This window comes from Synechococcus sp. YX-04-1, from assembly GCF_030546365.1.
Taxonomy (GTDB): domain Bacteria; phylum Cyanobacteriota; class Cyanobacteriia; order PCC-6307; family Cyanobiaceae; genus Parasynechococcus.
Genome location: NZ_JAUONZ010000003.1, coordinates 280,015 through 303,116 on the forward strand (window position 1 = coordinate 280,015; position 23,102 = coordinate 303,116).

Sequence of the window (23,102 nt, forward strand, 5' to 3'; positions counted from 1 at the left end):
CTGAGAAGGAATACCCAGAAAACCTGAAAATCGGCGAAGAAAATCTTTAGTTCTTCAGAGGTGCTGCAGGTTGGGATAGGCGGTGACGAGGTCGTTGGCGCTGAGCACATCTCCGCGGCCCTCCGGTTGCCAGATCACCTCAAGGGCCATGAGTTCAGTGGAGGCTGTGGAACCAAGTATGCGCAGGGTTTGGCGCAGATCTTCTCCGGTATCGGCTCCAGCGAGCTTGGCCGATGCCGTCGAGGCCACCAGCAAGGTCACAACGATGAATTCGTTGGTGGCATCTGCCTCGCCAGCGCTGCTGCTGGTGTCGCTCATTCGCTGACCACCGACATTGCTGGTGAGCTCAGCATCCAACTTGCTGCGCTCGTTCATCGAGAGGCGATTGAACGTCGATTCAGCTGAGCTGAAGGGAACACTTCCACTCTCGGCATTGGCGTAAACCCAGAGGTCCGGTTGGCGCAGCAGGGCCAGGGTTGTTTCCTGTAGCAGCCTCTGCAGACCAGCAGAACTGCTGGTGTCGGACGAGGAGGCCAAAGAGCGCAGATCGTCCTGCAGGGATTTGGCACTGGCCAGCAGCCCCACCTGCACCTGAATCATGTTCACGTTGCGCGGCATGGCTGGTGCAGCAGCGCTACCACCGATCGAGGGAGTATTGACAACGCCACGAAAGGCGTTCACCAGCACACCTGCGACCGCCATCAGGATCAGCAGCCCGAACAGACCACCACCACCGAAGCCGAAGATTGGAATGAGAAAGGGGAAGCCCATTCCGCCGCCGCGGTAGCCACCCCCGCGGTAGCCGCCGCCGTAGCCGCCGCCATAGCTCCCACCGGATCGCGGCATCGAAGGAGCGCGGAAGCTGCCCCCTCCCATGCGCCCACCGCGGGCGGCATCAGCCGGCTGTGCCTGGAAGAGGCAGAGCCCCACAATCACCAGGGGCAAAAGTAGTGATGCGAGCAGTCGTTGGGGTCGTTTCAACAGTCGGGGGGTGGCCACAGCAGCGCCCACAGCATCAGTCCGGCGACTCTAGGAACCACCACCAACGATGGTGACGATCTCAAGGGTGTCGTCATCCTTCACCACGATGTTGTCCCAACGGCTGCGGGGTGCGATCACCCCGTTGTGCTCGGCGACCACCAGCTGGGGGTTGTTGGCCAGCAGGGCAACAACGGCCGCCAGGCTGGCGGGGGTCGGTGCTGGATCCAGCACGCGGGTTTCACCGTTGACCATCAGGGTGAGAGGCATGGCTCAGAACGTGGCGTGGTCCAGCTGCTGGAGCAGTTGCCGCGAGGCCTGCCCGCTGTCATCTGCGTGCATGATCGCGCCGATCACCGCCGCACGCTGGCCGCCGGCCGAAAGCAGTGCCGGCAGGTTGGCTGCTGTGATTCCACCGATGGCAAAGACGGGGCGTTGGCTGATCGCAGTGGCCTGCGCCAAGAGCTCCACACCAACAGGGTTCCGCTCGGGTTTGACGGCCGTGGAGTGGATCGGCCCGAAGCCGAGGTAGTCGATCGGCTCCTGCTGAGCCTGATGAACCTGATCGATGCTGTGGGTGCTGCGGCCCAGCAGACGATCGGTACCCAACAAATCGCGGGCCACCTCACTGGGCATGTCCTCCTGGCCCAGGTGCACCCCATCCGCATCGACCGCCAGGGCCAAGTCCACACGGTCATTGATGAACAAGAGCGCCCCGAAGCGGTTGCAGAGCTGCCTGAGCTGCTGGGCCTCCTGCAGACGTTCGCGGTCGTGTCCCGCTTTGCAGCGGTACTGCACCATGCCCACGCCGTTTTGCAGGGCGGCCTGCACCCGATCGCTCAGGTCATTGCAGGGCGTTGTGATCAGGCAGAGGCGACAGTCCTGAAGCTTGTTGCGTCGCCTTGCTCCCAGGGTGGCGTTGAGGCAGGTCACCTCCAGGTCGTAAAGGCCGTAGCGGATCGCAGCGGCTTCAGCAGCTAGGGCGGGATCGATGTTGCGGCCGTACTCCTCCAGCACCCGCAGCGCTTCCTGCACCCGGGCGCAGTTGGCCGCCACCACGTGGTCGGGGCTGTGGCGATCCAGTTGGGCTGGATGCTCCAGTCCGGCGCCGGTGTCAGTGCTGGTGGAGCGGGCCTGCTTGTAGCTGTCGTGGTGGAGCCGTCCCAGCCGTTGACGCCAATCCTTGAGGCGCACCACCAGATCCTGTTGCTCCAGCCCGAAGCGGCACCAGTCCTCAACAACCCTCAACCCTTCCCGGGCCCGGTCGAGGTTGGCGTCGATCAGGCGTGCCACCCGTGAATCCAGGGATGTCTCGCTTGGGGTTGGATTCATGGCACCCTGTGGGCAACGGTTTCTGCGTCGGTCATGGAGAACGGTGGTTCTGAGAGCACCATGCACGTTCTGGTTTGGGGAATCGTTCTTCTCGGCGGCATCGGCGTTTTCATCGTTTGGGGCCTGGTGAATGCCTATCCGACCGTGGCCTGAGAGCCGGTCTGAAGGATCTCGCGGGCTTGAGCTGCGTCGCGGCCGATCTGGCTGCTGAGCTCCTCGAGACCACTGAATTTGGTCTGGCCGCGCAGGCGCTGCACAGGCTCGACGCCCAGGTGCCGGCCCTCCAGCTCAAGGCTCTGATCCAGCAGGTGCACCTCAACGGCTGAGGGAGATGTGGGATCGATTGTGGGTTGGGGGCCGAGGTTCATCACGGCCGGCAGGCGATCACCCTCCCCATCCAGTTGGGCCCAGGCGGCGTAGACGCCAAGCCCTGGCAATGCCTTGCGCCCATCCACCTGGAGATTGGCGGTGGGCCAGCCCAGTTCACGCCCCAGCCCTCGGCCCCGAACCACCCGTCCCTGAAAGCGGTAGGACCGGCCCAGCAGGGCTTTGGCGGTGGTTAGGTCGGCCTGGTCGAGGGCCGCGCGGATTCTGCTGCTGCTCATCCGGCCCTCTTGGTCTTCAACGATCGGCACCACCTTCACCTCAACGCCGTTCCGAGCCGCAAGCCGTTCAAGCATCTCGGCGTCACCGCGCCGCTGATGACCGAAGCGGAAGTTGGTGCCCACGGCAATGCGCCTAGCCTGAAGTGTGTCCAGCAGCACGCTGGTGACGAAGTCTTCCGCACTCAGTTGAGCGAGCTCGCGGGTGAAGGGCACCAGCACGAGCTGCTGGATCCCAAGGGGTTCCAGCAGGGCGAGTTTTTCGCTGGGTAGATCCAGCCTGAGGCGTGCTTCTCCGAACAGCACCTCACGGGGATGGGGCCAGAAGCTCACCACTGAGGCAATGGCCTCATCCGGGCTGCCCTGGATGGCCTCGGCGATCACGCTGCGATGGCCGGCGTGCAAGCCATCGAAACTCCCCAGCGCCAGGGCAGTGGGCCGACGGGCTTCCTCTGGAGAACAGAGCGGGATCAAAGAGGTGCAGAAGGTGCGCTTTGGTGGCAAGTTTGAACGACCGAGCACCAGGGCATGCCAGACCGCCTCGATTTCCAGAAGTTGTCGTTCGGCGTGCGTCGGATGGGATGGATCCGCTTTTGGATCCAGGTGGTCCTCGGCATCGTTGTGGTGGGCGTTCTGCTGTTCAACAACATCGGCGGCAGCCTGGCCCGCAATTCCGAACGTGCCGTGGGCCTGGGACCTGGCCTGTCGCTTACCTCCCTGGCCTTCCTTGTACTGCTGTTCAGCCTCTGGCAGGGCTGGCTGATCGTCCGTACCGGTCGGGCGATCGATAGTGGGGCCCGTCCCAGTCGGGGAGAGGTCGCACGGCTGATCAAACGGGGGCTGTTGGCGGATCTCCTGGGTCTCACCTTTGCCACCATCGGATATCAGGCCCTCGCCGGCAGCCTGTTCGTGCAGGCCTCCATGCAGACTCCAGGCATTGCCATCGGCGGCCGCGGCATGGCCGACAACCTGGCGATCACCTCCCTAGAAATGCTGTCCGTGCTCAGCAACACCCAGGTGCTGTTCGCCCACCTGATCGGAGTGTTGTTCTCCCTTTGGTTGTTGCAGCGGGTTTACCGCACCAGTTGATCCTTGAGCTTGAGCTGCGGAAGTCCGCCGAGGGGCCCCCTCCAGAACAGGTCGGGCTGGATCGGCGTGAGTGAGGGTGAATTGGCATGAATCTGGGCCACATCACTGGGCCAATCCCGGGGACCTTCTCCGGCTGATTCCAGGTCCTGCACGGCTTCTCCGGCCAGCCAGTAGTAGGCGCGGCCACGGGGGTCTTCCCGACGGCTGAATTGCTCGTCGTATCGCCGGATCGAGAGTCGGGTCCAGCGCAGTGCTCCCATCACCTCCCGGGCACAGGGGGGGATGTTGAGGTTGAGCAACAGGTTGTCGGGCCACTGGTCTGCGATGGCCTGTTCACTCACCTCCAGAGCAAGGTCGGCGGCCGCCTGGAACTGACGCCACTGGAAGCAGGCGCTGCTCACAGCCAGGGAACGAATGCCCTCAAGGGTGCCTTCCATCGCTGCGGCAACGGTGCCTGAGCAGAACACGTCCGTTCCCAGGTTGGGGCCGTGATTGATGCCGGAGAGCACCAGGTCCGGCTTCTCCTTCACCAGTTCGAAAAGGGCCAGCTTCATGCAGTCGGCGGGGGTGCCGCTGCAGGCCCAGGCGGTGACCCCTGGGGCGAACAATTCGTCGGCCCGCTCGGCACGGATGGGGGTCTGCAGGGTGAGGCCATGACCAGTGGCAGACCGTTCCTGATCTGGGCAGACCACCGTCACCTGATGGCCGCGGGCTGAAGCTGCGGCGGCCAGGGTTCGGATGCCGTCTGCGAAGACCCCATCGTCATTGCTGATCAGGATCCGCAGCGGGGCCATGGGGTTATTCGCACTGAGCTGAACCTAAGCGGCTTGGCTGCTTACAGTCAGCAGCTGTCTGTTTCATCCCTGTGAGCGCACCGGTCACCCTGCAGCAGCTCACCGATCAACTCGATGCCCTCGAGCAGCAGGCCGCGGCTGAGATCGCCGAGGCAGCCGATGCCGCTGCGCTCGAGCAACTGCGGGTCGGGCTGCTGGGCAAGAAGGGCCGCATCTCCGGTGTGCTGGGAGCCATGGGCAAGTTGCCCGGTCAGGAGCGTCCTCTGGTGGGCCAGCGCGCCAATGTGCTGAAAACGCAAGTGCAGTCGCTGCTGGGAGAGCGGCTACAGGCCGTGAAGCAGGCGGCCATGGCGGAGCGCATTGCCAAGGAAAGTCTGGATGTCACCGCTCCGGCTACTGGGGTGCCGATGGGGCATCGCCATCCCCTGATCACCACCACAGAAGAGATCGTCGATCTGTTCCTGGGCCTCGGCTACAGCGTGGCCGAGGGGCCTGAAGTGGAGCGGGACCACTACAACTTCACTGCCTTGAACATCCCCGAGGACCATCCGGCCCGGGACATGCAGGACACCTTCTATCTCGGGGGTGACCTGCTGATGCGGACCCACACTTCGCCGGTGCAGATCCGCCATCTGGAAGACAACCCTCCGCCGGTACGGATCGTGGCTCCCGGTCGGGTTTATCGCCGCGATGCCGTCGATGCCACCCATTCGCCGGTTTTCCACCAGGTGGAGGTGCTGGCCATTGATGAGGGACTGGATTTCAGCCACCTGCGCGGCACGGTGATGGCCTTCCTAAAGGCCTTCTTCGGCGACTTGCCGGTTCGCTTCCGGGCCAGCTACTTCCCCTTCACTGAGCCCTCAGCCGAGGTGGATGTGCAGTGGCGCGGCCGCTGGCTGGAGGTGATGGGCTGCGGCATGGTCGATCCCGCTGTACTGGAAGGGCTGGGCCTCGATCCCGAGCGTTACAGCGGTTTTGCCGCAGGCCTGGGGGTGGAGCGGTTCTGCATGGTGCGCCATGGCATTGACGACATTCGCCGGCTCTACACCAGCGATCTGCGCTTCCTTGAGCAGTTCTGATCGGCGCAGCAAAAGCCAACGACGCTCTGCCCTCATGGCCTTCGATGGTTGTTCAATGCCCTGTTGGCAAGGCTGAACAGCGTGTTTAAAAAAGAGATTTAGGGGAGTGTCGATGGCTCGTCTTGGCTGGCGACTGACGGCCTCGGTGACGTTCGCGATTCTGGCGGGCCTTGCGCTGCATTTCGGCGTGTCTGGATGGACGTCGACGTCAGTTGCGGCAGGCATCGATGCCACGGGGCGAAGCTCCCTGGCTCTCTTTTCGATGGCCTTCGTGGCTTCGAGTGTGCAACGCCTCTGGCCGTCATCCCTGAGCCAGTGGATGCTGCAAAACAGGCGCTGGATCGGGCTGAGTTTTGCGTCGTCCCACGGGATTCACTTGGCCTTGATCCTTGCGATGTCTCTGGATTTCCCTGATCCATTCCTGAGTGAGCAGCCCGCAGGGAAGTGGCTGGTTGGCGGTATGGCGTATCTGTTGATTGCCTTGATGGCCCTCACGTCGACGAATGCGGCCCAACGATGGATGGGCATGAAGCATTGGAAGCGACTGCACGTGATTGGCTCCTATTGGATATGGGCAGAATTCGCCCTCACGTATGTGAGCCATGTGAAGAAAGGGCCAGCTGATTTCTATGCACCTTTTCTTGTGTTCACCCTGGTTCTCCTAGTGATCCGCTGGGTTGGCCACATCAAACCCAAAAGCCCGTTAAGCCCAGTGAGTGGATAGACCCTCAGGTCTCTCTGGTTGAAGGCTCATTCAAACAACCAGCGAAATCCCATCGAAACACCGTGTTGTGTGGAGGAGTAGCCGTTCCGTCCGTTGTGGGCGGAGTAGTCGATGCCGAAGTAGCGATAGGCCAGGGAAATCTGAGCTGAATTGCCCAGGGCATAGGCCACACCCGCCTCGACGGTTCCCGACAGGTCCTGTTTGCCATTGATCCCAAAACCACCAGCATCCATGCCGAGGAAGGCTTGCCAGTCTTCGCCCAGAGCAAGGGTGGTGTTCATGCCGATGAGGGGCTGCACCCATGTGTTGTGCCATGTCTCACTGGCTTCATCGGCAATGTCGCGCTGAAGTTGCCTTGAGGGCAGGATTCCCTCGACGGTGACGTCGTCTTTGAACGACACGTCCATGTCCAGTGAGGCGTCGATCAATCGCATCCCTGCAAAGCCAATGAAGCTCACCGAACCAGGCGTCATCCGTGGTTTTTGAATCTCACCGGCTCGGTAGCGCAGGGCCAGATCAAAAATGGTTTGCTCGCTGTCGGTGACCGACTTGATCGTTCCCTTGGAGGTGACCCGGCGCTGCGGGAAGTGCGGGTGGCGTTCGTTCTGAATCGGGTTCGAGCTGTTCCAGGACGAGACCGTCTCGGATGTGCTGAAGCTGAGATGGTCCAGCCCTGCTTGCAGGCCAAACCGCCCTTTCTCAACAGCCACCTTGCCGCTGAACACACCGGTGAGCATGTCCAGCACATCGCTGAGATCCAGCGTTTCCTTGGTGGTGTTGTTGTCCAGCGTGGTTTTGGAGTGGGTTTCCAGCGGGAAGAACCCGTAGGCCTCCAGATACACCCGGGTGTTGCCATCCTCGTCAGGCACTTCTTCTGCGGCTGACGGCAGTGCAAGCGGAGCGAGCAAACAGGCCGTGGCGAGGCCAAGCAGGCGGTTGAGACGCATCGGGCTTTGGAGCGGAAGAATCAGGAGATCGAGAACAACGAAGCCATCAGCGTGGCTTGCGCACAGGACCCATCAGGGGGTTTTGAACCGGTCCGGCCACGCCATAAGTCACAACGAATCCCTGGCCCCCTCCAAATGTGGAGGTGCGGCCCCTGTAGGTGGGGTTAATGACGACATCACCGTCGAACCAGTTATTGGCGCTCCAGAGGTTTCCAGCGTCATCAACAATGACATCGGTGGTCATTTGAATAACGCCGCTTTGGTAGTTGTGAATCACATCCCCAGTGGTTTTTCCTGCGGGGCAATTGGCGGGATTGACGCCACAGATGTGAGTCAAGCTTTGACCATAAAGATTGCCGACCCAGACGTTGTCATTGCCGTCGATGGTCACACCCCAGGGGATATAAGCGGTGCCTTTGGCGATGTCTTGTTGGACGACTTCCATGTCGGGTGAAATCAGCCCAACCATTCCAGTTTGCGTGATGTTGGGGTTGGTCAAAAGGTATTCAGCACCGGCCTCAAACTCCTCCATGATGGTTTTGGGTTGTGGTGCATTGGCAGGGATATTGGGAGGCATTTTCGCGCCTGGAGGTAGTGCTCCTTGAGGAGAATTGGATTGCTGGGCAATCCATACATGCCCTGTTGAATCAACCGCAACACCACGGCCCCCAAGGTTCACTTCGATCGTTTTGGCTTGATCAGGAGCGTCCCCTGGAAACACGGTGAGTTTGTTGTTGTAACTGCTGCTCACCCACACTCTGTTCTGTCCGTCAATGGCGACACCGAAGGGTGCTTGGAGGTCATTAATTGTGATTCGTTTCCCTTGGGTGTAATCGCCACCGGGGAAATGAATCATGTGGTTTGCGGTGTTGTCGGCAATCCATACATCTCCATTGGCGGCTGTGGCGACGCCCTGAAGCTGACCCACTTCCTTATCAATGGTGGCTGGCCCAAGGGCTTTGCTGTCTTTGAGGTCGAACACCCCAACCATGTTGTTGAACGCGCCAACCCAAGCATATTTTTCTGATACTCCGGTCCCCCAGCCCACACCGTTGATGCCTTGGCCGTTGTAACCGCTAATCGCTGGTGAAAGAGGCGTGCCACCGGGGCCGAAGTGGGTCACTCCTCCGCCGATGTTGTTTACCACTCCGGATTGAGAGCCAGGCATCCAGTTGGTTCCACTCCACATGCTTCCTTTTCCGTCAAACATCAACTTCCCGAGGCCTAAAGCACCGCCACCGTTAAAAACCAGGGAAAGTGAAAAACTTTTGGGTTGAAACAACAAATAGGGAGCGGTTGCAGTTGGGCGCAGCTGTGAGGCTTTGTTGATCGGGTATGCGCTTTGGAACAGCTGATAGAGCGCGCCGGCGTTCTTCCAGGGTTGACGGGCAATGGACGTCATTGCCGAGAGTGTGTTCTCTGAATTTGTCAGTGCTAGCAGCTGATAGCACGCTTGAGACTGCTGGGGTTGCCCGCATAATGCAATCAGATCTGAGAGCACATTCATTCGAGCTGCAGTCTCGGAATTCAGCAGGTTGGTGCTTTTCAGCAACGTTGCTCCAAAGCGACCTGTGCTCTGGTCAACCAGGTTTTCCACTTGGCTCGATCCGATTGCTAAGGCGCTTTGGCTCCCTTCCAACGCTGTGCCTTCAATCAGTTGAGCATTGGGCCAAACCGAACCAACGGTTGTGAGCTCGTTGATGGCCACCTGCTGATGCTCATCCCCGCCAAGCACCGTGAGCATGGTGAGTTGGTCGGCGCTGGATCCGCCGATGTCGCCCCCCTTGGCCACGAGGTAGTGGACGACCCCTTGCGTTGCTCGAACCTTGACGCTGAACGCCCCGCTTTTGTTCGAACGATGGGTGCTCAGTTGTTTGGGGGATTGCCCAGCTTGGGTTTGCCAGAGGGTGATGGATGAGCCGCTCACCGGCTGACCCTTCAAGGAGATCTGCCCTTTTAATGTTGATTGCCCTCGGGCTTCGACAGACCCTGTTGCTGTCCCAACAGCCAGTGCACTAAGGGCGAGGACCTGTCCAAGCGTTTTGAAGACCTTCATGGACGTCGATACGTTTTTCTCTGTCTAGGGAGAGAGGGAGATCTCTGCCCTGCTTCGAACCCGATCACGTACGGATGGGCGCATGTCGGTCCCGTCGGACTGATCTTCAATGACGACAGGCCGCTGCCCAACTGAAAAGGTTCGGCCGGCAATTCTCTTGTCGAGTCTCGAGATAACCGATCGATTTGTACCACCCTGATTTTTCAGCCCGTCAAGATGAATTGATTTTGGTGATTGCCAGTGTTTCGTCGACTTCTGTTGGGCGTGGTTGCGTTTACAGCTTTTGCTGGCACTGGCGTGGTGGCGCAAGAGGTCAACGAGATCAAGGCTGAGTCAGGCGGTTTTGATTACAGCCCTCTGACGGAGCCTGAGCAAGCCGAGATCGCTCAGGCCCAGCTCATTGCGTCCGAAGACAAGGCACCTGGTGTTGTTGCGGCAGAGGCTGCTGGCCCGGACCAAGCCGCTCTGGCCAAAGCGGCACAAAATCCCATCGCCAGCATGATCAGCATTCCCTTCCAATGGAATGCCACTCCCGGGACTCAATGGGCACCGAATTCGGTTGACCCCGATGCCAAGCATGACAGGGTCATGAATGTGGTCAACGTTCAACCTGTTTTTCCGTTCAAATTGAGTGATGACTGGACGCTGGTGACGCGCACCATTGTTCCTTTCATTAATGCACCATTCGCTAAGCCAAAGTTTAACCTCACCCCAGCAGGTGAACCTTACTTTGATGGCTGGAGGGAGAAATACACGTTTGGTGTTGGTGATGTCAATCCCACCGGTTTTTTCGTGCCCACCCTGGAGGGTGATTTCACCTTTGGTTTCGGCCCGACCCTCAGTATTCCTTCCAATAAGATCCCGCTGAGCACCGGAAAGTGGTCTGTCGGTCCTGCACTCGTTGGTGTCTATACCAAGGGCCCCTGGGTTGTGGGCGGTTTGGTGAACAACATGTGGTCTTTCGCAGGTGAAGATGACCGAAAGGATGTGAATAAAATGTTGGTCCAACCCTTCATTAACTACAATCTGCCTAAGGGTTGGTACGTGTCATTTTCACCAATCATTACAGCTGATTGGGAGAATAAGGATCAAGGCTGGACTGTTCCAGTCGGTGCTGGAATTGGCCGAGTCTTTACGCTTGGAAAGCAGCCAATCAATGTCTCAGTTCATGGCTATTACAATGCAATTAAGCCAGAAATTGGTGGAGAAGAGCTGATGGGTGACTGGACAATTCGTACGCAGGTTCAGTTCCTAATCCCCTCGGCTGGCAAGAAATAGTCTTGACATATTTATCTGGACCTAGGGCGAATTTGCGGTTTATTCTTTTCTAAAAATTTAACTACGTGCCTAGGATTTGTTTTGGTTCAAGTCATTGGCTACAGCAATCGCTAGAAAGTTCTTCGCTTCATTGATTTTTTAATTCAAGTTTCATGACTCGTTCTTCATTTAAGTCGTTAGTTCTCGCTTCTGCATTGGTTTTTGGTGCTGTTGGTTGTGGTCAGACGCAATCCACAATTGGCCAGTCTGATCCCGATCAGGCGACATCCTCAGCTGCCGAATGTCCAAGTCCTGCGGTCGTGAGCAAGGCGACTGAGGTGACGCCTGTCACCAAGGCGAATTACGCTAATGCTGAAACGGAAGTGATCTTTGCTGATTACGTTCGCAAGATCGCCAAGGGCACGTGCGGTGATGGCGTCGGTGTTTTCCTGCACCAGCGTGCAGCGATGGATCCCAAAGAGCGCACGATCCTGCGCCCAAATTTCGACACTCTTTATTCCTTTGCGATTCTCGACCTTGAGAGTCCAGCCACAGTGGTTCTGCCTGAAACGGATCGATATCAGATTCTTGAAGTGATCGACGAGGATCATTGGATCCCACTCGTTAGCGATAAGCCCGGTCGCTACCAACTCAGCAGGGAGAGTGTTGGAAGTCGATATGCGTACGTGATTGTGCGCACTCAAGTGAATATGCAGGACCCTGCTGATCTTAAGGAGGCGGCAGAGATCCAAGGGAAAATTGCGCTGGTTCAGGATAAAGCCGGTGAGTTTGTCAGCAAAAATAAGTACGACATGGATGAAATTCTTGCTATTCGGGCTGGCTACCAGAAGCGGATGCAACCCGAGGGTTTGACCTCCGAAATGGTCTTTGGCAAAAAGGGTGAGATTTCAGATGAGATGCGTGATTTCGGTGTTGCTTTGGGCTGGGGTGGCCTTCCCAAGCAGGGGGCTGTGTATCCCTTCCCCACAATTGTCGATTCCACTGAGCCTCACGTGTTGGTGCTGAAGGATGTTCCCAATGACCCAAGGGCATTCTGGTCAGTCACTGTCTATGACAAGGATGGTTTTGCAGTGGGCGAAAAGTACAATGTAAATAGTGCTTTCGCGAAGAAAAATGATAAAGGTGAGTATGTAATGCACCTCGGAGGTGACAAGAGTCAGGACAACTACCTCGATATCTATCCTGGTTGGAATGTCGCGGTGCGGATCTATTCACCAACAGAAGCATATTTCAACGGCACGTGGACTGCACCACAGTTTGAGCCCGCAAAATGAATTAAATCATTATTTCCTTCTCTTTTTTAATTTCATCTAATTACTACCCTTAATCATGTCTTTTCAAAAGAAAGCTATCACTGGTGCTCTCGCTCTTGGTTTGGGTGTCTTAACCGTTGCCTGCGGCCAGCCCAAAAGTTCTTCGGATCAGCCTTCGTCGACTGCCAATCCTGAGCAGGCTCCTGCTTCAGTAGGCACAGCAAAAAAGGATTGCCCTAAGCCTGCTGTTTCAATTCAAAGCGACACAGTTGTGCCAGTTACCAAGGAAAACTATTCCGAAGCTGAAACGCAGACGATCTTTGCCAAATACATCGCCGATGTTTCAGCTGCAACCTGCACCGGAGGTTTGGGAACGATTTTGAATCTCCAGAAGGCTGCGGATCCCAAGGATCGGACGGTGATTCGCATTAATTTTGACACCTTATATTCCTGGTTGATTCTCGATCTGACCACTCCGGCGACATTTACGCTTCCGCAAACCAATGGCCGCTACCAGAGCGCCATGGTGGTTAATGGACAGGGGTACGTGTATGTGGAAAAAGAGCCTGGTGATTACACCCTTACAGAAGACGAGGTCGGGAGCCGCTATGCCTTAGTAGCATTCCGTACCGGTGTGAACATTCAGGATCCTGATGATGTAGCACAGGCCCAGGCTCTGCAGGCCAAGTTGTCGGTTACTCAGGCTAAGACAGGCGAGTATGTGCAACCCAACCAATGGGATCTTGAGCAGATGATGGCTCTCCGTGCGGCTTATAACGAAGAGCGAAACGAGAAAGGTGTGAAGTCGGAATCGCTCTTTGGTCGGCCCGGTGAAGTCACCCCGGAGCAAAATAATATGGGTGTGGCTGTTGGAATTGGCGGATTACCGAAGGAAGGTGCTGTTTATCTCTTCTACACGCCATCATCATCTGAGCCTCAAACGCTGAAGCTTAATGATGTTCCGAATGGAGATAATGCTTTTTGGTCGCTAACGGTGTACGACAAGGATGGATTCCCGGTTGGTGAGAATTTCAATGTGAATAGTGCATTTGCCGAGGCAGACGCACAAGGTGATGTGACGCTGCATTTTGGTGGTGATACTACACAACCCAACTATTTGGAGATTTACCCGGGCTGGAATGCCACCTTCCGGATCTACAATCCAAAACCCGCTTATTTCGATGGTTCGTGGGTTCGGCCTGAGTTGGAGCTCAAATGAGTCTCCGTGATTGATCCTTAATGGGATTGAATGCCCTTTGGGCTTGGCTTGCGTGGGTTTTCAAGCTCATGCAAGCCATCTTTCCCTTTGCTGGTAAATCAAGGCTTTTTCGTACCATCGACCGCTGACCGATCGCTTTTTGCTATCTAGCTTTAAAAAGCTGTCGATTGCATCTCATGGTGAGCGCAACGTGGATGAAGGGTGCCTCTAAGGGGCTGTCCCTTCTTGCCCTGTCAGGTGTTTTGTTTGGTTTGCCCACCAGAGCGCAAGCAGGGGCTGATGCCATCCCAGCCGGATACACCACTCCGATCCCATCAGAGCTGCTCACACCAGACAAGGTGCGCACGTCTGTTGGCACCTTCAATTTCTTCGATGGTATGCCCGATCCGGCCACGGTGAAGGCGACTTTCGACAATCTCAAATTCATCCGGGCTTACGAGACCTTCCTGACGATGATGCCTGCGGCGAGCATAGAAATGCTGCGGCACGGTCATGAACAGATCGGTGTGGATGATTACACCAAGGTGAATTTGATGTCACCGTTGAATTCCAATCCCCTGTTTTTAACCGGTAATACAGATACCGTTTATGGCTCGGCTTTTTTCAACTTGCAGCGGACGGGGCCGTTGGTGATTGAGGTGCCTGCTGGTCTTGGACCTGGCACGATCAATGATGCCTACTTTCGATTTGTGGCTGATACAGGAGGTCCCGGTCCGGACAAAGGCAAGGGTGGTAAATATTTGATTCTTGGTCCTGACGATAAAGAGCCTGCAAACACCGATGGCTACTTTGTTTTCCGCTCACCCACGTATTCCAACTGGTTGATTTTGAGGGCCTTCCTGGATGATGAGGGTAAGCCTGACCAGGCAGTTGCGAACTACGAGAATGGTTTGCGGATGTATCCGCTGTCGCAAAAAGACAACCCACCCAAGATGACCTTCATCCAAGGTGGGGACAAGGTTTTTAATACTGTGCATGCCAACAACTTTGAATTCTTCAACGAACTCAATCGTGTGATTCAGCGGGAGCCCATCGATTTCCTTGATCCGGAAATTCGCGGTTTGGCAGCTGGGATCGGGATGGAAAAAGGAAAACCTTTTAACCCCTCACCGGCAGATCGAGCCTTGATGGAGGAAGCTGTTCAGGTGGGTGTGGCGTATGTCCGCTCCGACATGGTTACCCCCCGTGCTTCAGATGCATACACCTATGAAGGTAATCCCCAATGGTTCACAGCCTTCGCGGGTGGAAGTTATGAGTGGCTCAAAGATGGTGGCCGGGGAGGTCGAAATCTTGACGCCCGTAACAACTTCTTCTGGGCTTACACCGTCAACACTCCGGCCATGGTGCTGGAAATGGTTGGCGTCGGCTCTCAATATGCGATTGCTGGGACGGATGAAAATGGTGCTGTTCTTGATGGTGGTAAAACATACAAATTAACCATTGATAAGAATCCACCTGCTAAGGATTTCTGGTCAATCGTGGTTTATGACCCACAAACGCGTTCTCAGCTGCAAACCAGTCAGCCCTTCCCTGCCAAGAACAACAAGCGCAACAAAGACATGGTTATGAATGCAGATGGGTCCGTGGATTTGTATTTCGGACCCAAAGCACCTTTGGGCAAGGAAACCAATTGGATTGAAACGGTACCTGGGAAAGGGTGGTTCACGGCCTTTCGGCTCTATGGCCCATTGCAACCCTGGTTTGACCAAATCTGGAAGCTGAACAATATCGAAGTGCTTGATTGAACGAACAATTCACGACTTCCACTTTTATTCATTGATTTGTCATGAAAGGCCTTAATTCTGTTTCACCTCTCTTGGCTTCCACTCTCTTGATCGGAAGCTCTGCATTTCCAGTTCAAGCGAAGGATGTCACTCCCAAGGGTTACAACACGCCGATCCCTGAAGATGTCTTAACGCCTGATGTTGTTCGTACCCGCATCGGCACGTTCCGCTATTTCGATGGCTTCCCTGATGAAGCCACAAAAAAGGCAGCGCGCCGTCAAGTGGATCTCGGCCGTGGTGTGCAGACCTTCCTCAATTTCATGCCGGCAGCATCCATCGAGATGCTCTATGTCGGCCACCGCGATGGCTATGGCTTGAAGCCAAATCGAGATATCGGTTTGTTTGAGGAGTTGATGAGCTCCACATCGCTCTGGCTAACCGGCAATACCGATACGGTCTATGCCTCGGCTTTTCTTGATCTCAGTGATGGCCCTGTGGTGGTGGAAGTTCCTGCGGGAACAGGGCCGGGCACCGTTAATGACGCCTTTTTCCGCTTTGTTGTCGACATGGGTGGCCCTGGCCCAGACAAAGGCAAAGGCGGCAAGTATCTGATTCTTGGCCCAGGCCATACGCCACCGGCCAACACCGATGGTTACTTCATTGCGACGACTCCCAGCAAAATCAACTGGCTGATTCTTCGCGGCTTTCTTGATGACCAAGGCAAGCCTGATACGGCGAAGACGGCATTTAAAAATGGCCTCAAGGTGTATCCCTTCGCTCAAAGGAGCAACCCTCCTGCAAACACGTTCACCAACCTCACCGGGTCAGATGTGAACACCATCCATGCCAACAACTTCAAGTTCTACGAGGAACTGGATGAGGTGATCCAGCGTGAGCCCTCCGAGATGTTCTCCCCTGAACTCTTGGGCATGGCCTCGGCGATTGGCATTCAAAAAGGGAAGCCGTTCAATCCGACCAGGGAGCAGAAAGCCCTGCTGACTGAAGCGGTCGCCATTGGCAATGCGACGGCACGTTCGATTCTGTTTGCCCCGCAGGATCCCAAGGCATACATCTATCCCGGCAAGGCCGGCTATTGGCAGACCGGTTTCCCCGGCGGCAACCACACGTACCTCGTGGATGGCGGCAATGGTGGCCGTGACATGGATGGCCGCACGCTGTTCTTCTACCTGGCCACGGTGAACACGCCGGCGATGGTGCTGGAACTTCCTGGCGTGGGGTCCCAATACGCCTTCAGCTCGCGTGATGGCAGCGGCGCCTACCTGGATGGATCCAAGACTTACAAAGTCAACATCCCTGCCAATCCACCGGCTCAGCGCTTCTGGTCGTTCGTGGTCTACGACCCGCAGACCCGTTCCATGCTCCAGAGCAAGGAGATGCCCTACCCCAGCAAAAACAACAAGCGCAATCCCGAGATGGCGAAAAATGCTGACGGAAGCATTGATCTTTACTTCGGCCCTGAAGCCCCTGCTGGCAAAGAGGCCAACTGGGTGAAGACGGTTCCCGGCAAGGGTTGGTTCGGCATCTTCCGTCTCTATGGCCCAGGTCAGGAGTGGTTTGACCGCACCTGGAAACTCGGTGCGATCGAACAGCTCTGATTCTTTTGTCTTGATCCCATCGGTGGGTATCTATCCATCGATGGGTGTCGTTGCTTGTCCCGTTCTCCTTTCCCTCTGGTCCGATGTCTCGCACTGTTGATGTTGTTGTGATCGGTGGCGGTTTCGCCGGGATTACCGCCGCCCGTGATCTCAAACACCGTGGCTTCAATGTGTTGCTGCTCGAGGCCCGTGATCGCTTGGGTGGTCGCACTTGGTACAAGGAGGTGAATGGTTTCCATGTGGAGCTGGGCGGAACCTGGATTCACTGGACCCAACCCTTTGTTTGGGCGGAAAAGGAGCGTTACGGCTTGGAGGTTCAGGAAACTCCCGGTTGTGTTGCCGAGCGGGTTGCCATCAAGGTTGATGGGCAGGTAAATGACCTGCAGGAAGACCAGCTCGCTGAATTTCTGCAGGGCTTTGAGCTGTTCTTTGCGGAGGCCAAGCAAGTTTGGGAGCGCCCTTACGACCAAGATCACTGTTGGGATGCGATCTGTGCCCATGATTCGCAGAGCGTTGCTGATCGCTTTGCCGCCTTGGATCTCACCCCTCTGCAACGCACATCGATTGGCGGATTCCTCGAGATCCTCTCGATGAACCAACCCGAAAACGCGTCTTATGTGGAGATGATGCGTTGTTGGTCGCTGACCGGTTGGAATTACGAGATCTTCAATGACACCGCGGCCCGCTACAAGTTCACCAATGGAACGGGTGAGCTGGTTGATGCCATCGCTGAGGATGGTGGTTTCGATGTTGAGCTGAATACGTCTGTTGCTTCTGTTCAGCAATCGGAGGCCGGGGTTGTGGTCACCACAACCAATGGCGACGTCGTTAATGCCAAGCGTGCGGTCGTCACGCTGCCGTTGAATCTCCTCAACAGCGTCAGCTTTGATCCGCCATTGTCTGCAGCGAAGCAGGAGGCCTCAACGCTGAAGCATGTTGGTGGTGGCTACAAGGTGTTTTTTGAGGTGCAGGGAGATCCCGGCGCGGTGATGACCCTGTCGCGTTCAACGGATTCCCCCCTGATCGGCAGTTTCACCTACAAGCGCGGCGAACAACACTCTGTTCTGGCTGGATTCAGCCTCGAACCCGGTGCTTTGGACAAGTCGGTTGATGAATGGCAAGCCGTTCTCGAAGAATTTCTTCCAGGCGTCAAGCTGCTGTCCACCTTTGGCCACGACTGGGGTGGCGATGCTTTGTCCCAGGGATCCTGGTGCACCTATCGGCCCGGCACGATCGCAAGGTTTGCCAATGCCCTGCCTCAACAGGAGGGCAATCTTGTGTTTGCCTCCGGAGACCATGCCCAGGCTTGGCGCGGCTTTATTGAGGGAGCGATCGCCAGCGGTTCCTCAGCAGCATTGGGCATTGCCAAGAGTATTCAGGGATGACACTGCCGATCCACAGTCCAAAACGATTATGGATGTTGGTACGAAAAAAACTTTTTCGAAATTTCTCTCTGGTTTGTTTGTGAAATTTTTGGTTCGTGAGTCTCATCCTGATTAGGCTTCATATGTTGACTATTTGATTCCTGAGTTCATGAAACTCCGTCAGATTGCTTTGGGAGGCGGCGTCCTTGTTCTTGCTGCCTGCTCAACTCAACTCGGGCTTCAAAATAAGGCTAACAGCGCTCAGTTTGATCGCACGCAGCTGCCGATCGCTGAGCCACGGCCTGAAAAGGTTACCAAGGTACTGCCGTCAGAGGTGCCATTGCCTCCCCAATGGGAGGTGACGGCACCTGCCGATGCACCCAATGTGGTGATCATCCTGCTTGATGATGTGGGCTATGCAGCACCCTCCGCCTTTGGCGGTGTGGTGAACATGCCGACGGCTGAAAAACTTGCCGAGAACGGACTTCGCTACAACAAATTTCATACCACTGCACTTTGTGCGCCAACCCGGGCGGCCTTGAAATCTGGCCGTAATCATCACAAAGTCAATACAGGATCTATCCCTGAAGTTGCAACTGGATATGCCGGCAACTCAACTGTGGTGCCTGATTATGCGGTGCCAGTTGCAGAAATCCTGCGACTGAATGGATACAACACTGCCGCCTTCGGCAAGTGGCATGAGACTCCCGGCCGTGAGACCACGGCAGCCGGTCCTCAAACCCGTTGGCCAACGCGTCAGGGCTTTGAGAAGTTCTACGGCTTTGTCGGCGCTGAAGACAACATGTGGGAACCCACCATCCACGATGGTGTCACCGTTGTCGATGCACCGAAGAAAGATCGGTATCACTTCACCGAAGATATGACCGATCAGGCGATCGGTTGGATGCGGCAACAGAAGGCGATCAAGCCTGATAAGCCATTTTTCATCTATTACTCCTCGGCCGGTGCCCACTCCCCACACCATGTGGGCAAAGAATGGATTGCCAAATACAAGGGCAAGTTTGATGAAGGTTGGGATGTTCTTAGGGAACGCAATCTTCAGAACCAGATCAAGGCGGGCATCGTCCCCGAAGGGACTCAGATGGCCAAGGCGCCAGACAGTATTCCCAAATGGGACAGCCTTACTCCCCAGCAGCAGAAAATTTATGCGCGTCAGGCTGAGGTGTTTGCTGCTTTCACGGAGCATTCCGATTATGAAGCAGGCCGTTTGATTCAGGCGATTGAAGATCTAGGTGAGCTTGATAACACCTTGGTGATCTATATCACTGGTGACAACGGCGCCAGTGTTGAGGGGGATCGGACTGGTCATTGGAACTGGAACCACTATCTCAACGGTGTTGGAGAAACGCCGGATGAACAGGAGGCCAAGCTCGATGAATGGGGCGGTCCAACCACCTATCCCATGTATCACATGGCTTGGGCAATCGCCTTCAATTCACCTTTTGCGCTTTCCAAGCAAGTCGCCGGTGATTTTGGAGGAACACGCAATGGCACAGTGATTCATTGGCCTGAGCGCATCAAGAAAGGTGGTGGTGTACGCACACAGTTCTCCCATGTGAATGATGTGGCTCCAACGATCCTTGAGGCAGCCAATCTACCGATGCCAAAGACAATTAATGGCATCCCGCAGATTCCCATGCAAGGAACCAGCCTGATGTATACCTTCGATAACCCGGATGCCAAAGAAAAGCACAACACGCAGTATTTCGAGATCATCGGCAACCGAGGTATTTATCACAACGGCTGGATGGCGCGGGCGACAATCATGTATCCCTGGATGGCGCCCGAAAGAATGAACACGGTTGCGGCAGATGATGGTTGGGAGCTGTACGACACCACCAAGGATTTCAGTCTTTCGAATAATCTCGCCGATCAGGAGCCTGAGCGCCTTGAGGCCATGAAGAAGAAGTTCATGGAAGAGGCGATTGAAAATCAGGTGTTGCCCCTTGATGATCGTCTTCTGGAGCGTCTCGTTCCTTCCGTTGCAGGTCGGCCGACGCTTCTAGGTGATCGGACATCCATTGATTTGTATCCCTATGCCTGGAACCTGGTTGAAGACTCGATTCTCAACGTGAAGAACGTGTCGAACAGTGTGACGGCATTTGTTGATGTGAAAGGTGGCGAAGAAGATGGTGTGATTTTCTCCCAGGGTGGTCGATTTGGAGGTTGGTCTCTTTACGTTGAAAACAACAGACCTTCCTACACGTACAACTACATGGGAGAGCTGTTCACGCTCACAAGCAACAAGCCACTACCAACTGGTAAGTCAGAAATCCGTTTCGAGCTCGACTACGACGGTGGTGGTACTGGAAAAGGAGCTGACGTTCGCTTGAAACTCAACGGCGAGGTGGTCGCAGAGGGCCGCATGGAGAAGACGATTGCATCGCGCTTCTCCATTGATGAAGGTGCTGACGTCGGTCTTGACCGTGGATCAGCGGTCACGATCAAGACCATCGGTCCTCGTCGTTACAGCGCCTATGGCGGTCAGATCGACAAGGTGACGATTCAGATCTATCCCAAAGACACTGACACCAAACAGGGCTGATGGTGTCAAGCTCGACGTCGAATTGCCGGGATGGAATGATTGCCATCCCGGCTGGGGACTATCAAGTTGGCTCCGATCGCTTCTATCCCGAGGAAGCGCCAGTGCGTCAGGTTTCGATCGCTTCATTTGAGATCGATCAGGCACCTGTCACCAACGCAGAGTTTCTGCAATTCGTTGACGCCAGCGGCTATCAAACAGTTTCGGAACGGCCCCCTGATCCAACGCTGTACCCGGATCTTCCACCTGAAGAGCAGATTCCCGAGTCTGTTGTTTTCCTGCCTCCTCCGCCAACGGTGGATCGCAGTGAACCTCTTTCCTGGTGGGGCTTAATCGCTGGTGCCGACTGGCGCCATCCGCAGGGGCCTGACACCAGCCTCGAAGGATTGATGCAGCATCCCGTTGTTCATGTCGCCTTCGAGGATGCCCTTGCTTATGCCGATTGGGCCGGGAAACGGTTGCCCACGGCCGATGAGTGGGAGGTTGCGGCCCGGGGAGGCCTGGTTGATCAGGACTACGCCTGGGGGTCTGAAAAGACGCCTGATGGTCGTTGGCTGGCCAATGTCTGGCAGGGCCCGTTCCCTTGGGACAACAAAGAGACGGATGGTTGGTTCTGGACATCACCCGTCGGTAGCTTTCCTGCCAACGGCTACGGACTCGTTGACGTTTGTGGGAACGTCTGGGAATGGACGTCGACGCCCTACGCGGTTCCTGAAGGTGAGCAAGAACGAAGGGTGATTAAAGGCGGCTCGTTCCTTTGCGCCGACAACTACTGCCACCGGTTTCGACCGTCTGCCCTGATGGGCCAAACGCTGGATACGGCGACCTGTCACATGGGTTTTCGCTGCGCTGCAGATTGTTAGGGCTGGGTTGATGTCCGGCCCTTGATTTGTCTGCTCAGAAGGGCGACGCCAAGTGCGATGTGAAGGATGGCCGCAGGGAGTGCCACAGAGGGCCTTGCATCGCCTGAGAAGGCGAATATGGCCAGTAGGAGGCCGCTGATGATGTTGTATGCCGTCAGGCCGATTCCTGGCATCGCGTCTTGGCTTGACGATTGGGTGGTTGACCAACAGGACAACCCGAGGCAGATGATTGCAGCTCCAAACAGTTGGGCCATCTGATTCCCACCGTTGGGCAGGGATGATCCAACGATCAGTGTCATTGCCAGCCCAGGCGTCAGAAGCAATGCTGTGCCGGTTGCAAGCTCAACCAGACAGGACAATCGCCGGGTGTTGAGTTGAGATTTATGCATCAAAATGACCTGAAAAAACGGATCTAGATGCAATTAGAGTCATGGCCCATGTAATTAGCTATTAGTCGAAGAGAAACCGAATTCCAACGTTGGGGCCATGAGAGAAGGTCTTGTATCCGTTGTCATTGCCGTAGGCCGAATATTCCAGGCCGAAGACTTTGTACGACAGTGAAATCTGGGTTGAATTTCCAACTGCATAGGCGATGCCTGCCTGTGCGTTGCCACTGAGATCCTTTTCACCGGCCAGGCCGAAACCAGCGGCGTCTGCGTACACAAAAGCTTGCCATTCAGGGCTGAATGCATAAGTGGCGTGCATTCCGATTAACGGTTGTACCCAGGTGTGTGACCAGGAATCGCCGAAGCTTTGCTTTTTGGAGCGCTCAGCCTGAAGAATTGGGCCCTCGTAGGACGCAGACAATTCAACGTCTATATCGGTTTTGATCGTGCCGTCCACGAGACGGGCTCCTGCAAAACCAACAAAGCTGAAGCTTCCTTGATCCATTTTTGGACGCTGAACATCACCCGCGCGGTAGCGAACAGCAAGATCGATCAAGGTTTGATCGAGGTGAAAATCTCCCTCGACATCACCTTTGAGGGTGAGTTTTCGCGTCACTTTGTCGCCGGTGAGTTTCCGGACGCGTGAGTGATCACGAGTCACATATTTCGATCCACTGTCGTTGAAGTCAACAGCTCCGTGAAAGATGCCTGTCTGAAGGCCCCAGCGCCCTCGTTCCACGCCTGCTCGAACTGTCGCAATGCTGGAAACATTTTCAAGAATGTCGCTAAGACTCAGCTTGCCCGTATTGCTGTTTCCATCCAGCTTGACAGTCCCTTCGTTTTCATGCGGCAAGAACCCATAAAGATCGAGGTAAAGCCGCCAGTCGTTGTCAGTTTCTTCTGCTTCAGAAACAGCATCATCACCCTCGGCTTGCGCGAGCAGATCTTGCGTCACCCAGGGGGTGTATGACCAAGCTAACTCTTCCGATGCTTGACCACCTGTACCGAGTAGTGCAGGGATGGCAAAAGCGAGCGGGAGAAGAAAGCGACGCATGCCGATTTGAAAATAAATCAAACTGAAAATAGGGGTTTTTTGTTGGCCGACAAATAAAAGCGCTCGAATCGTCCCAGGCGCTGTACCGCCCACGGAGAGCCTCTGTGTCGAATGGGGGCCAGCCTGATTCCGTTTCCGCCAAGACTCATAAAGTGGCTAGGTTCTGCACTTGAGGCGGTCA

General features: G+C 55.9%; 20 protein-coding genes. 12 read left to right on the top strand and 8 right to left on the bottom strand.

The features are described from left to right. Positions 1-54: 54 nt before the first annotated feature. From Q3Y53_RS07660 to Q3Y53_RS07675, 4 genes are all read right to left on the bottom strand, one after another. Complete coding sequence (locus tag Q3Y53_RS07660; protein ID WP_303534752.1) at positions 55-1,011, bottom strand: DUF1517 domain-containing protein; 957 nt, start codon at positions 1,009-1,011, stop codon at positions 55-57. 18 nt (positions 1,012-1,029) lie between these two features. Further along, positions 1,030-1,248 (bottom strand): sulfur carrier protein ThiS, encoded by a 219-nt coding sequence (gene thiS, locus Q3Y53_RS07665; protein ID WP_226425579.1) that lies wholly within the window; start codon positions 1,246-1,248, stop codon positions 1,030-1,032. A 3-nt stretch (positions 1,249-1,251) separates the two neighbouring features. Continuing rightward, on the bottom strand, positions 1,252-2,310 hold the full coding sequence (locus Q3Y53_RS07670) for a thiamine phosphate synthase (RefSeq protein WP_303534755.1): 1,059 nt from the start codon (positions 2,308-2,310) through the stop codon (positions 1,252-1,254). 134 nt (positions 2,311-2,444) lie between these two features. Further along, the gene (locus tag Q3Y53_RS07675; RefSeq protein WP_303534823.1) at positions 2,445-3,386 is read right to left on the bottom strand and encodes a bifunctional riboflavin kinase/FAD synthetase; all 942 of its coding nucleotides are present in this window, start codon (positions 3,384-3,386) and stop codon (positions 2,445-2,447) included. A 54-nt stretch (positions 3,387-3,440) separates the two neighbouring features. Here Q3Y53_RS07675 and Q3Y53_RS07680 point away from each other — a divergent pair, with 54 nt between their 5' ends. Further along, positions 3,441-4,001 carry a DUF3611 family protein gene (locus Q3Y53_RS07680; RefSeq protein ID WP_226413100.1) on the top strand — a complete coding sequence of 187 codons (561 nt, stop codon included), beginning with the start codon at positions 3,441-3,443 and terminating at the stop codon, positions 3,999-4,001. Here the strand turns inward: Q3Y53_RS07680 and surE are convergent. Beyond that, positions 3,986-4,795: a 5'/3'-nucleotidase SurE gene (gene surE / locus Q3Y53_RS07685; protein ID WP_303534757.1), complete on the bottom strand. Its 810-nt coding sequence runs from the start codon at positions 4,793-4,795 to the stop codon at positions 3,986-3,988. The two genes, Q3Y53_RS07680 and surE, sit on opposite strands and share 16 nt — an antisense overlap. 71 nt (positions 4,796-4,866) lie before the next feature. On the opposite strand from surE, the gene pheS reads away from it, so the two are divergent. Further along, complete coding sequence (gene pheS, locus Q3Y53_RS07690; RefSeq protein WP_303534758.1) at positions 4,867-5,874, top strand: phenylalanine--tRNA ligase subunit alpha; 1,008 nt, start codon at positions 4,867-4,869, stop codon at positions 5,872-5,874. A 112-nt stretch (positions 5,875-5,986) separates the two neighbouring features. Next, positions 5,987-6,598 (top strand): ferric reductase-like transmembrane domain-containing protein, encoded by a 612-nt coding sequence (locus Q3Y53_RS07695; RefSeq protein ID WP_226425574.1) that lies wholly within the window; start codon positions 5,987-5,989, stop codon positions 6,596-6,598. A 26-nt stretch (positions 6,599-6,624) separates the two neighbouring features. Here the strand turns inward: Q3Y53_RS07695 and Q3Y53_RS07700 are convergent, their stop codons facing one another. Both Q3Y53_RS07700 and Q3Y53_RS07705 read right to left on the bottom strand, forming a co-directional pair. After that, positions 6,625-7,545, bottom strand: a complete 921-nt coding sequence (locus Q3Y53_RS07700; RefSeq protein WP_226425572.1) for a hypothetical protein — start codon at positions 7,543-7,545, stop codon at positions 6,625-6,627. Positions 7,546-7,591: 46 nt separating this feature from the next. Then, positions 7,592-9,253: a hypothetical protein gene (locus Q3Y53_RS07705; protein ID WP_303534759.1), complete on the bottom strand. Its 1,662-nt coding sequence runs from the start codon at positions 9,251-9,253 to the stop codon at positions 7,592-7,594. A gap of 6 nt (positions 9,254-9,259) precedes the next feature. On the opposite strand from Q3Y53_RS07705, the gene Q3Y53_RS07710 reads away from it, so the two are divergent. The 9 genes from Q3Y53_RS07710 (at position 9,260) to Q3Y53_RS07750 (ending at position 21,481) form a co-directional block, all read left to right on the top strand. Continuing rightward, positions 9,260-9,463: a hypothetical protein gene (locus Q3Y53_RS07710; RefSeq protein ID WP_226425569.1), complete on the top strand. Its 204-nt coding sequence runs from the start codon at positions 9,260-9,262 to the stop codon at positions 9,461-9,463. A 435-nt stretch (positions 9,464-9,898) separates the two neighbouring features. Then, positions 9,899-10,879, top strand: coding sequence for a neuromedin U (locus Q3Y53_RS07715; protein WP_303534824.1), 981 nt, complete (start codon positions 9,899-9,901; stop codon positions 10,877-10,879). Between the two features lie 152 nt (positions 10,880-11,031). Next, entirely contained in the window at positions 11,032-12,153 is a 1,122-nt protein-coding gene (locus Q3Y53_RS07720; RefSeq protein ID WP_226425566.1) for a DUF1254 domain-containing protein, read from the top strand. A gap of 55 nt (positions 12,154-12,208) precedes the next feature. Then, positions 12,209-13,351, top strand: coding sequence for a DUF1254 domain-containing protein (locus Q3Y53_RS07725; protein WP_226425565.1), 1,143 nt, complete (start codon positions 12,209-12,211; stop codon positions 13,349-13,351). A gap of 176 nt (positions 13,352-13,527) precedes the next feature. Beyond that, complete coding sequence (locus tag Q3Y53_RS07730; protein WP_303534760.1) at positions 13,528-15,096, top strand: DUF1254 domain-containing protein; 1,569 nt, start codon at positions 13,528-13,530, stop codon at positions 15,094-15,096. Between the two features lie 41 nt (positions 15,097-15,137). Beyond that, positions 15,138-16,691: a DUF1254 domain-containing protein gene (locus Q3Y53_RS07735; protein ID WP_303534761.1), complete on the top strand. Its 1,554-nt coding sequence runs from the start codon at positions 15,138-15,140 to the stop codon at positions 16,689-16,691. Positions 16,692-16,774: 83 nt separating this feature from the next. Then, a complete protein-coding gene (locus Q3Y53_RS07740) occupies positions 16,775-18,076 on the top strand; it encodes an NAD(P)/FAD-dependent oxidoreductase (RefSeq protein WP_303534762.1) in 1,302 nt (433 codons plus the stop codon). A 148-nt stretch (positions 18,077-18,224) separates the two neighbouring features. Further along, positions 18,225-20,621, top strand: coding sequence for an arylsulfatase (locus tag Q3Y53_RS07745; protein WP_226425561.1), 2,397 nt, complete (start codon positions 18,225-18,227; stop codon positions 20,619-20,621). Continuing rightward, on the top strand, positions 20,621-21,481 hold the full coding sequence (locus tag Q3Y53_RS07750) for a formylglycine-generating enzyme family protein (RefSeq protein WP_303534763.1): 861 nt from the start codon (positions 20,621-20,623) through the stop codon (positions 21,479-21,481). Before Q3Y53_RS07745 ends, Q3Y53_RS07750 begins: the two co-directional genes overlap by 1 nt. Positions 21,482-21,931: 450 nt before the next feature. On the opposite strand, the gene Q3Y53_RS07755 is transcribed toward Q3Y53_RS07750, so the two are convergent. Next, the gene (locus tag Q3Y53_RS07755) at positions 21,932-23,014 is read right to left on the bottom strand and encodes a hypothetical protein (RefSeq protein WP_303534764.1); all 1,083 of its coding nucleotides are present in this window, start codon (positions 23,012-23,014) and stop codon (positions 21,932-21,934) included. Positions 23,015-23,102 lie beyond the last annotated feature (88 nt).

What these genes read in the sequence shown, in the direction of transcription:
- Q3Y53_RS07730 (WP_303534760.1), top strand. Translation starts at nt 13,528, where the DNA reads ATGGTGAGCGCAACGTGGATGAAGGGTGCCTCTAAGGGGCTGTCCCTT.
- Q3Y53_RS07710 (WP_226425569.1), top strand. Translation starts at nt 9,260, where the DNA reads ATGCTCATCCCCGCCAAGCACCGTGAGCATGGTGAGTTGGTCGGCGCT.
- Q3Y53_RS07695 (WP_226425574.1), top strand. Translation starts at nt 5,987, where the DNA reads ATGGCTCGTCTTGGCTGGCGACTGACGGCCTCGGTGACGTTCGCGATT.
- Q3Y53_RS07670 (WP_303534755.1), bottom strand. Translation starts at nt 2,310, where the DNA reads ATGAATCCAACCCCAAGCGAGACATCCCTGGATTCACGGGTGGCACGC.
- Q3Y53_RS07720 (WP_226425566.1), top strand. Translation starts at nt 11,032, where the DNA reads ATGACTCGTTCTTCATTTAAGTCGTTAGTTCTCGCTTCTGCATTGGTT.
- thiS (WP_226425579.1), bottom strand. Translation starts at nt 1,248, where the DNA reads ATGCCTCTCACCCTGATGGTCAACGGTGAAACCCGCGTGCTGGATCCA.
- Q3Y53_RS07735 (WP_303534761.1), top strand. Translation starts at nt 15,138, where the DNA reads ATGAAAGGCCTTAATTCTGTTTCACCTCTCTTGGCTTCCACTCTCTTG.
- Q3Y53_RS07725 (WP_226425565.1), top strand. Translation starts at nt 12,209, where the DNA reads ATGTCTTTTCAAAAGAAAGCTATCACTGGTGCTCTCGCTCTTGGTTTG.
- Q3Y53_RS07740 (WP_303534762.1), top strand. Translation starts at nt 16,775, where the DNA reads ATGTCTCGCACTGTTGATGTTGTTGTGATCGGTGGCGGTTTCGCCGGG.
- surE (WP_303534757.1), bottom strand. Translation starts at nt 4,795, where the DNA reads ATGGCCCCGCTGCGGATCCTGATCAGCAATGACGATGGGGTCTTCGCA.
- Q3Y53_RS07750 (WP_303534763.1), top strand. Translation starts at nt 20,621, where the DNA reads ATGGTGTCAAGCTCGACGTCGAATTGCCGGGATGGAATGATTGCCATC.
- Q3Y53_RS07680 (WP_226413100.1), top strand. Translation starts at nt 3,441, where the DNA reads ATGCCAGACCGCCTCGATTTCCAGAAGTTGTCGTTCGGCGTGCGTCGG.
- Q3Y53_RS07745 (WP_226425561.1), top strand. Translation starts at nt 18,225, where the DNA reads ATGAAACTCCGTCAGATTGCTTTGGGAGGCGGCGTCCTTGTTCTTGCT.
- Q3Y53_RS07700 (WP_226425572.1), bottom strand. Translation starts at nt 7,545, where the DNA reads ATGCGTCTCAACCGCCTGCTTGGCCTCGCCACGGCCTGTTTGCTCGCT.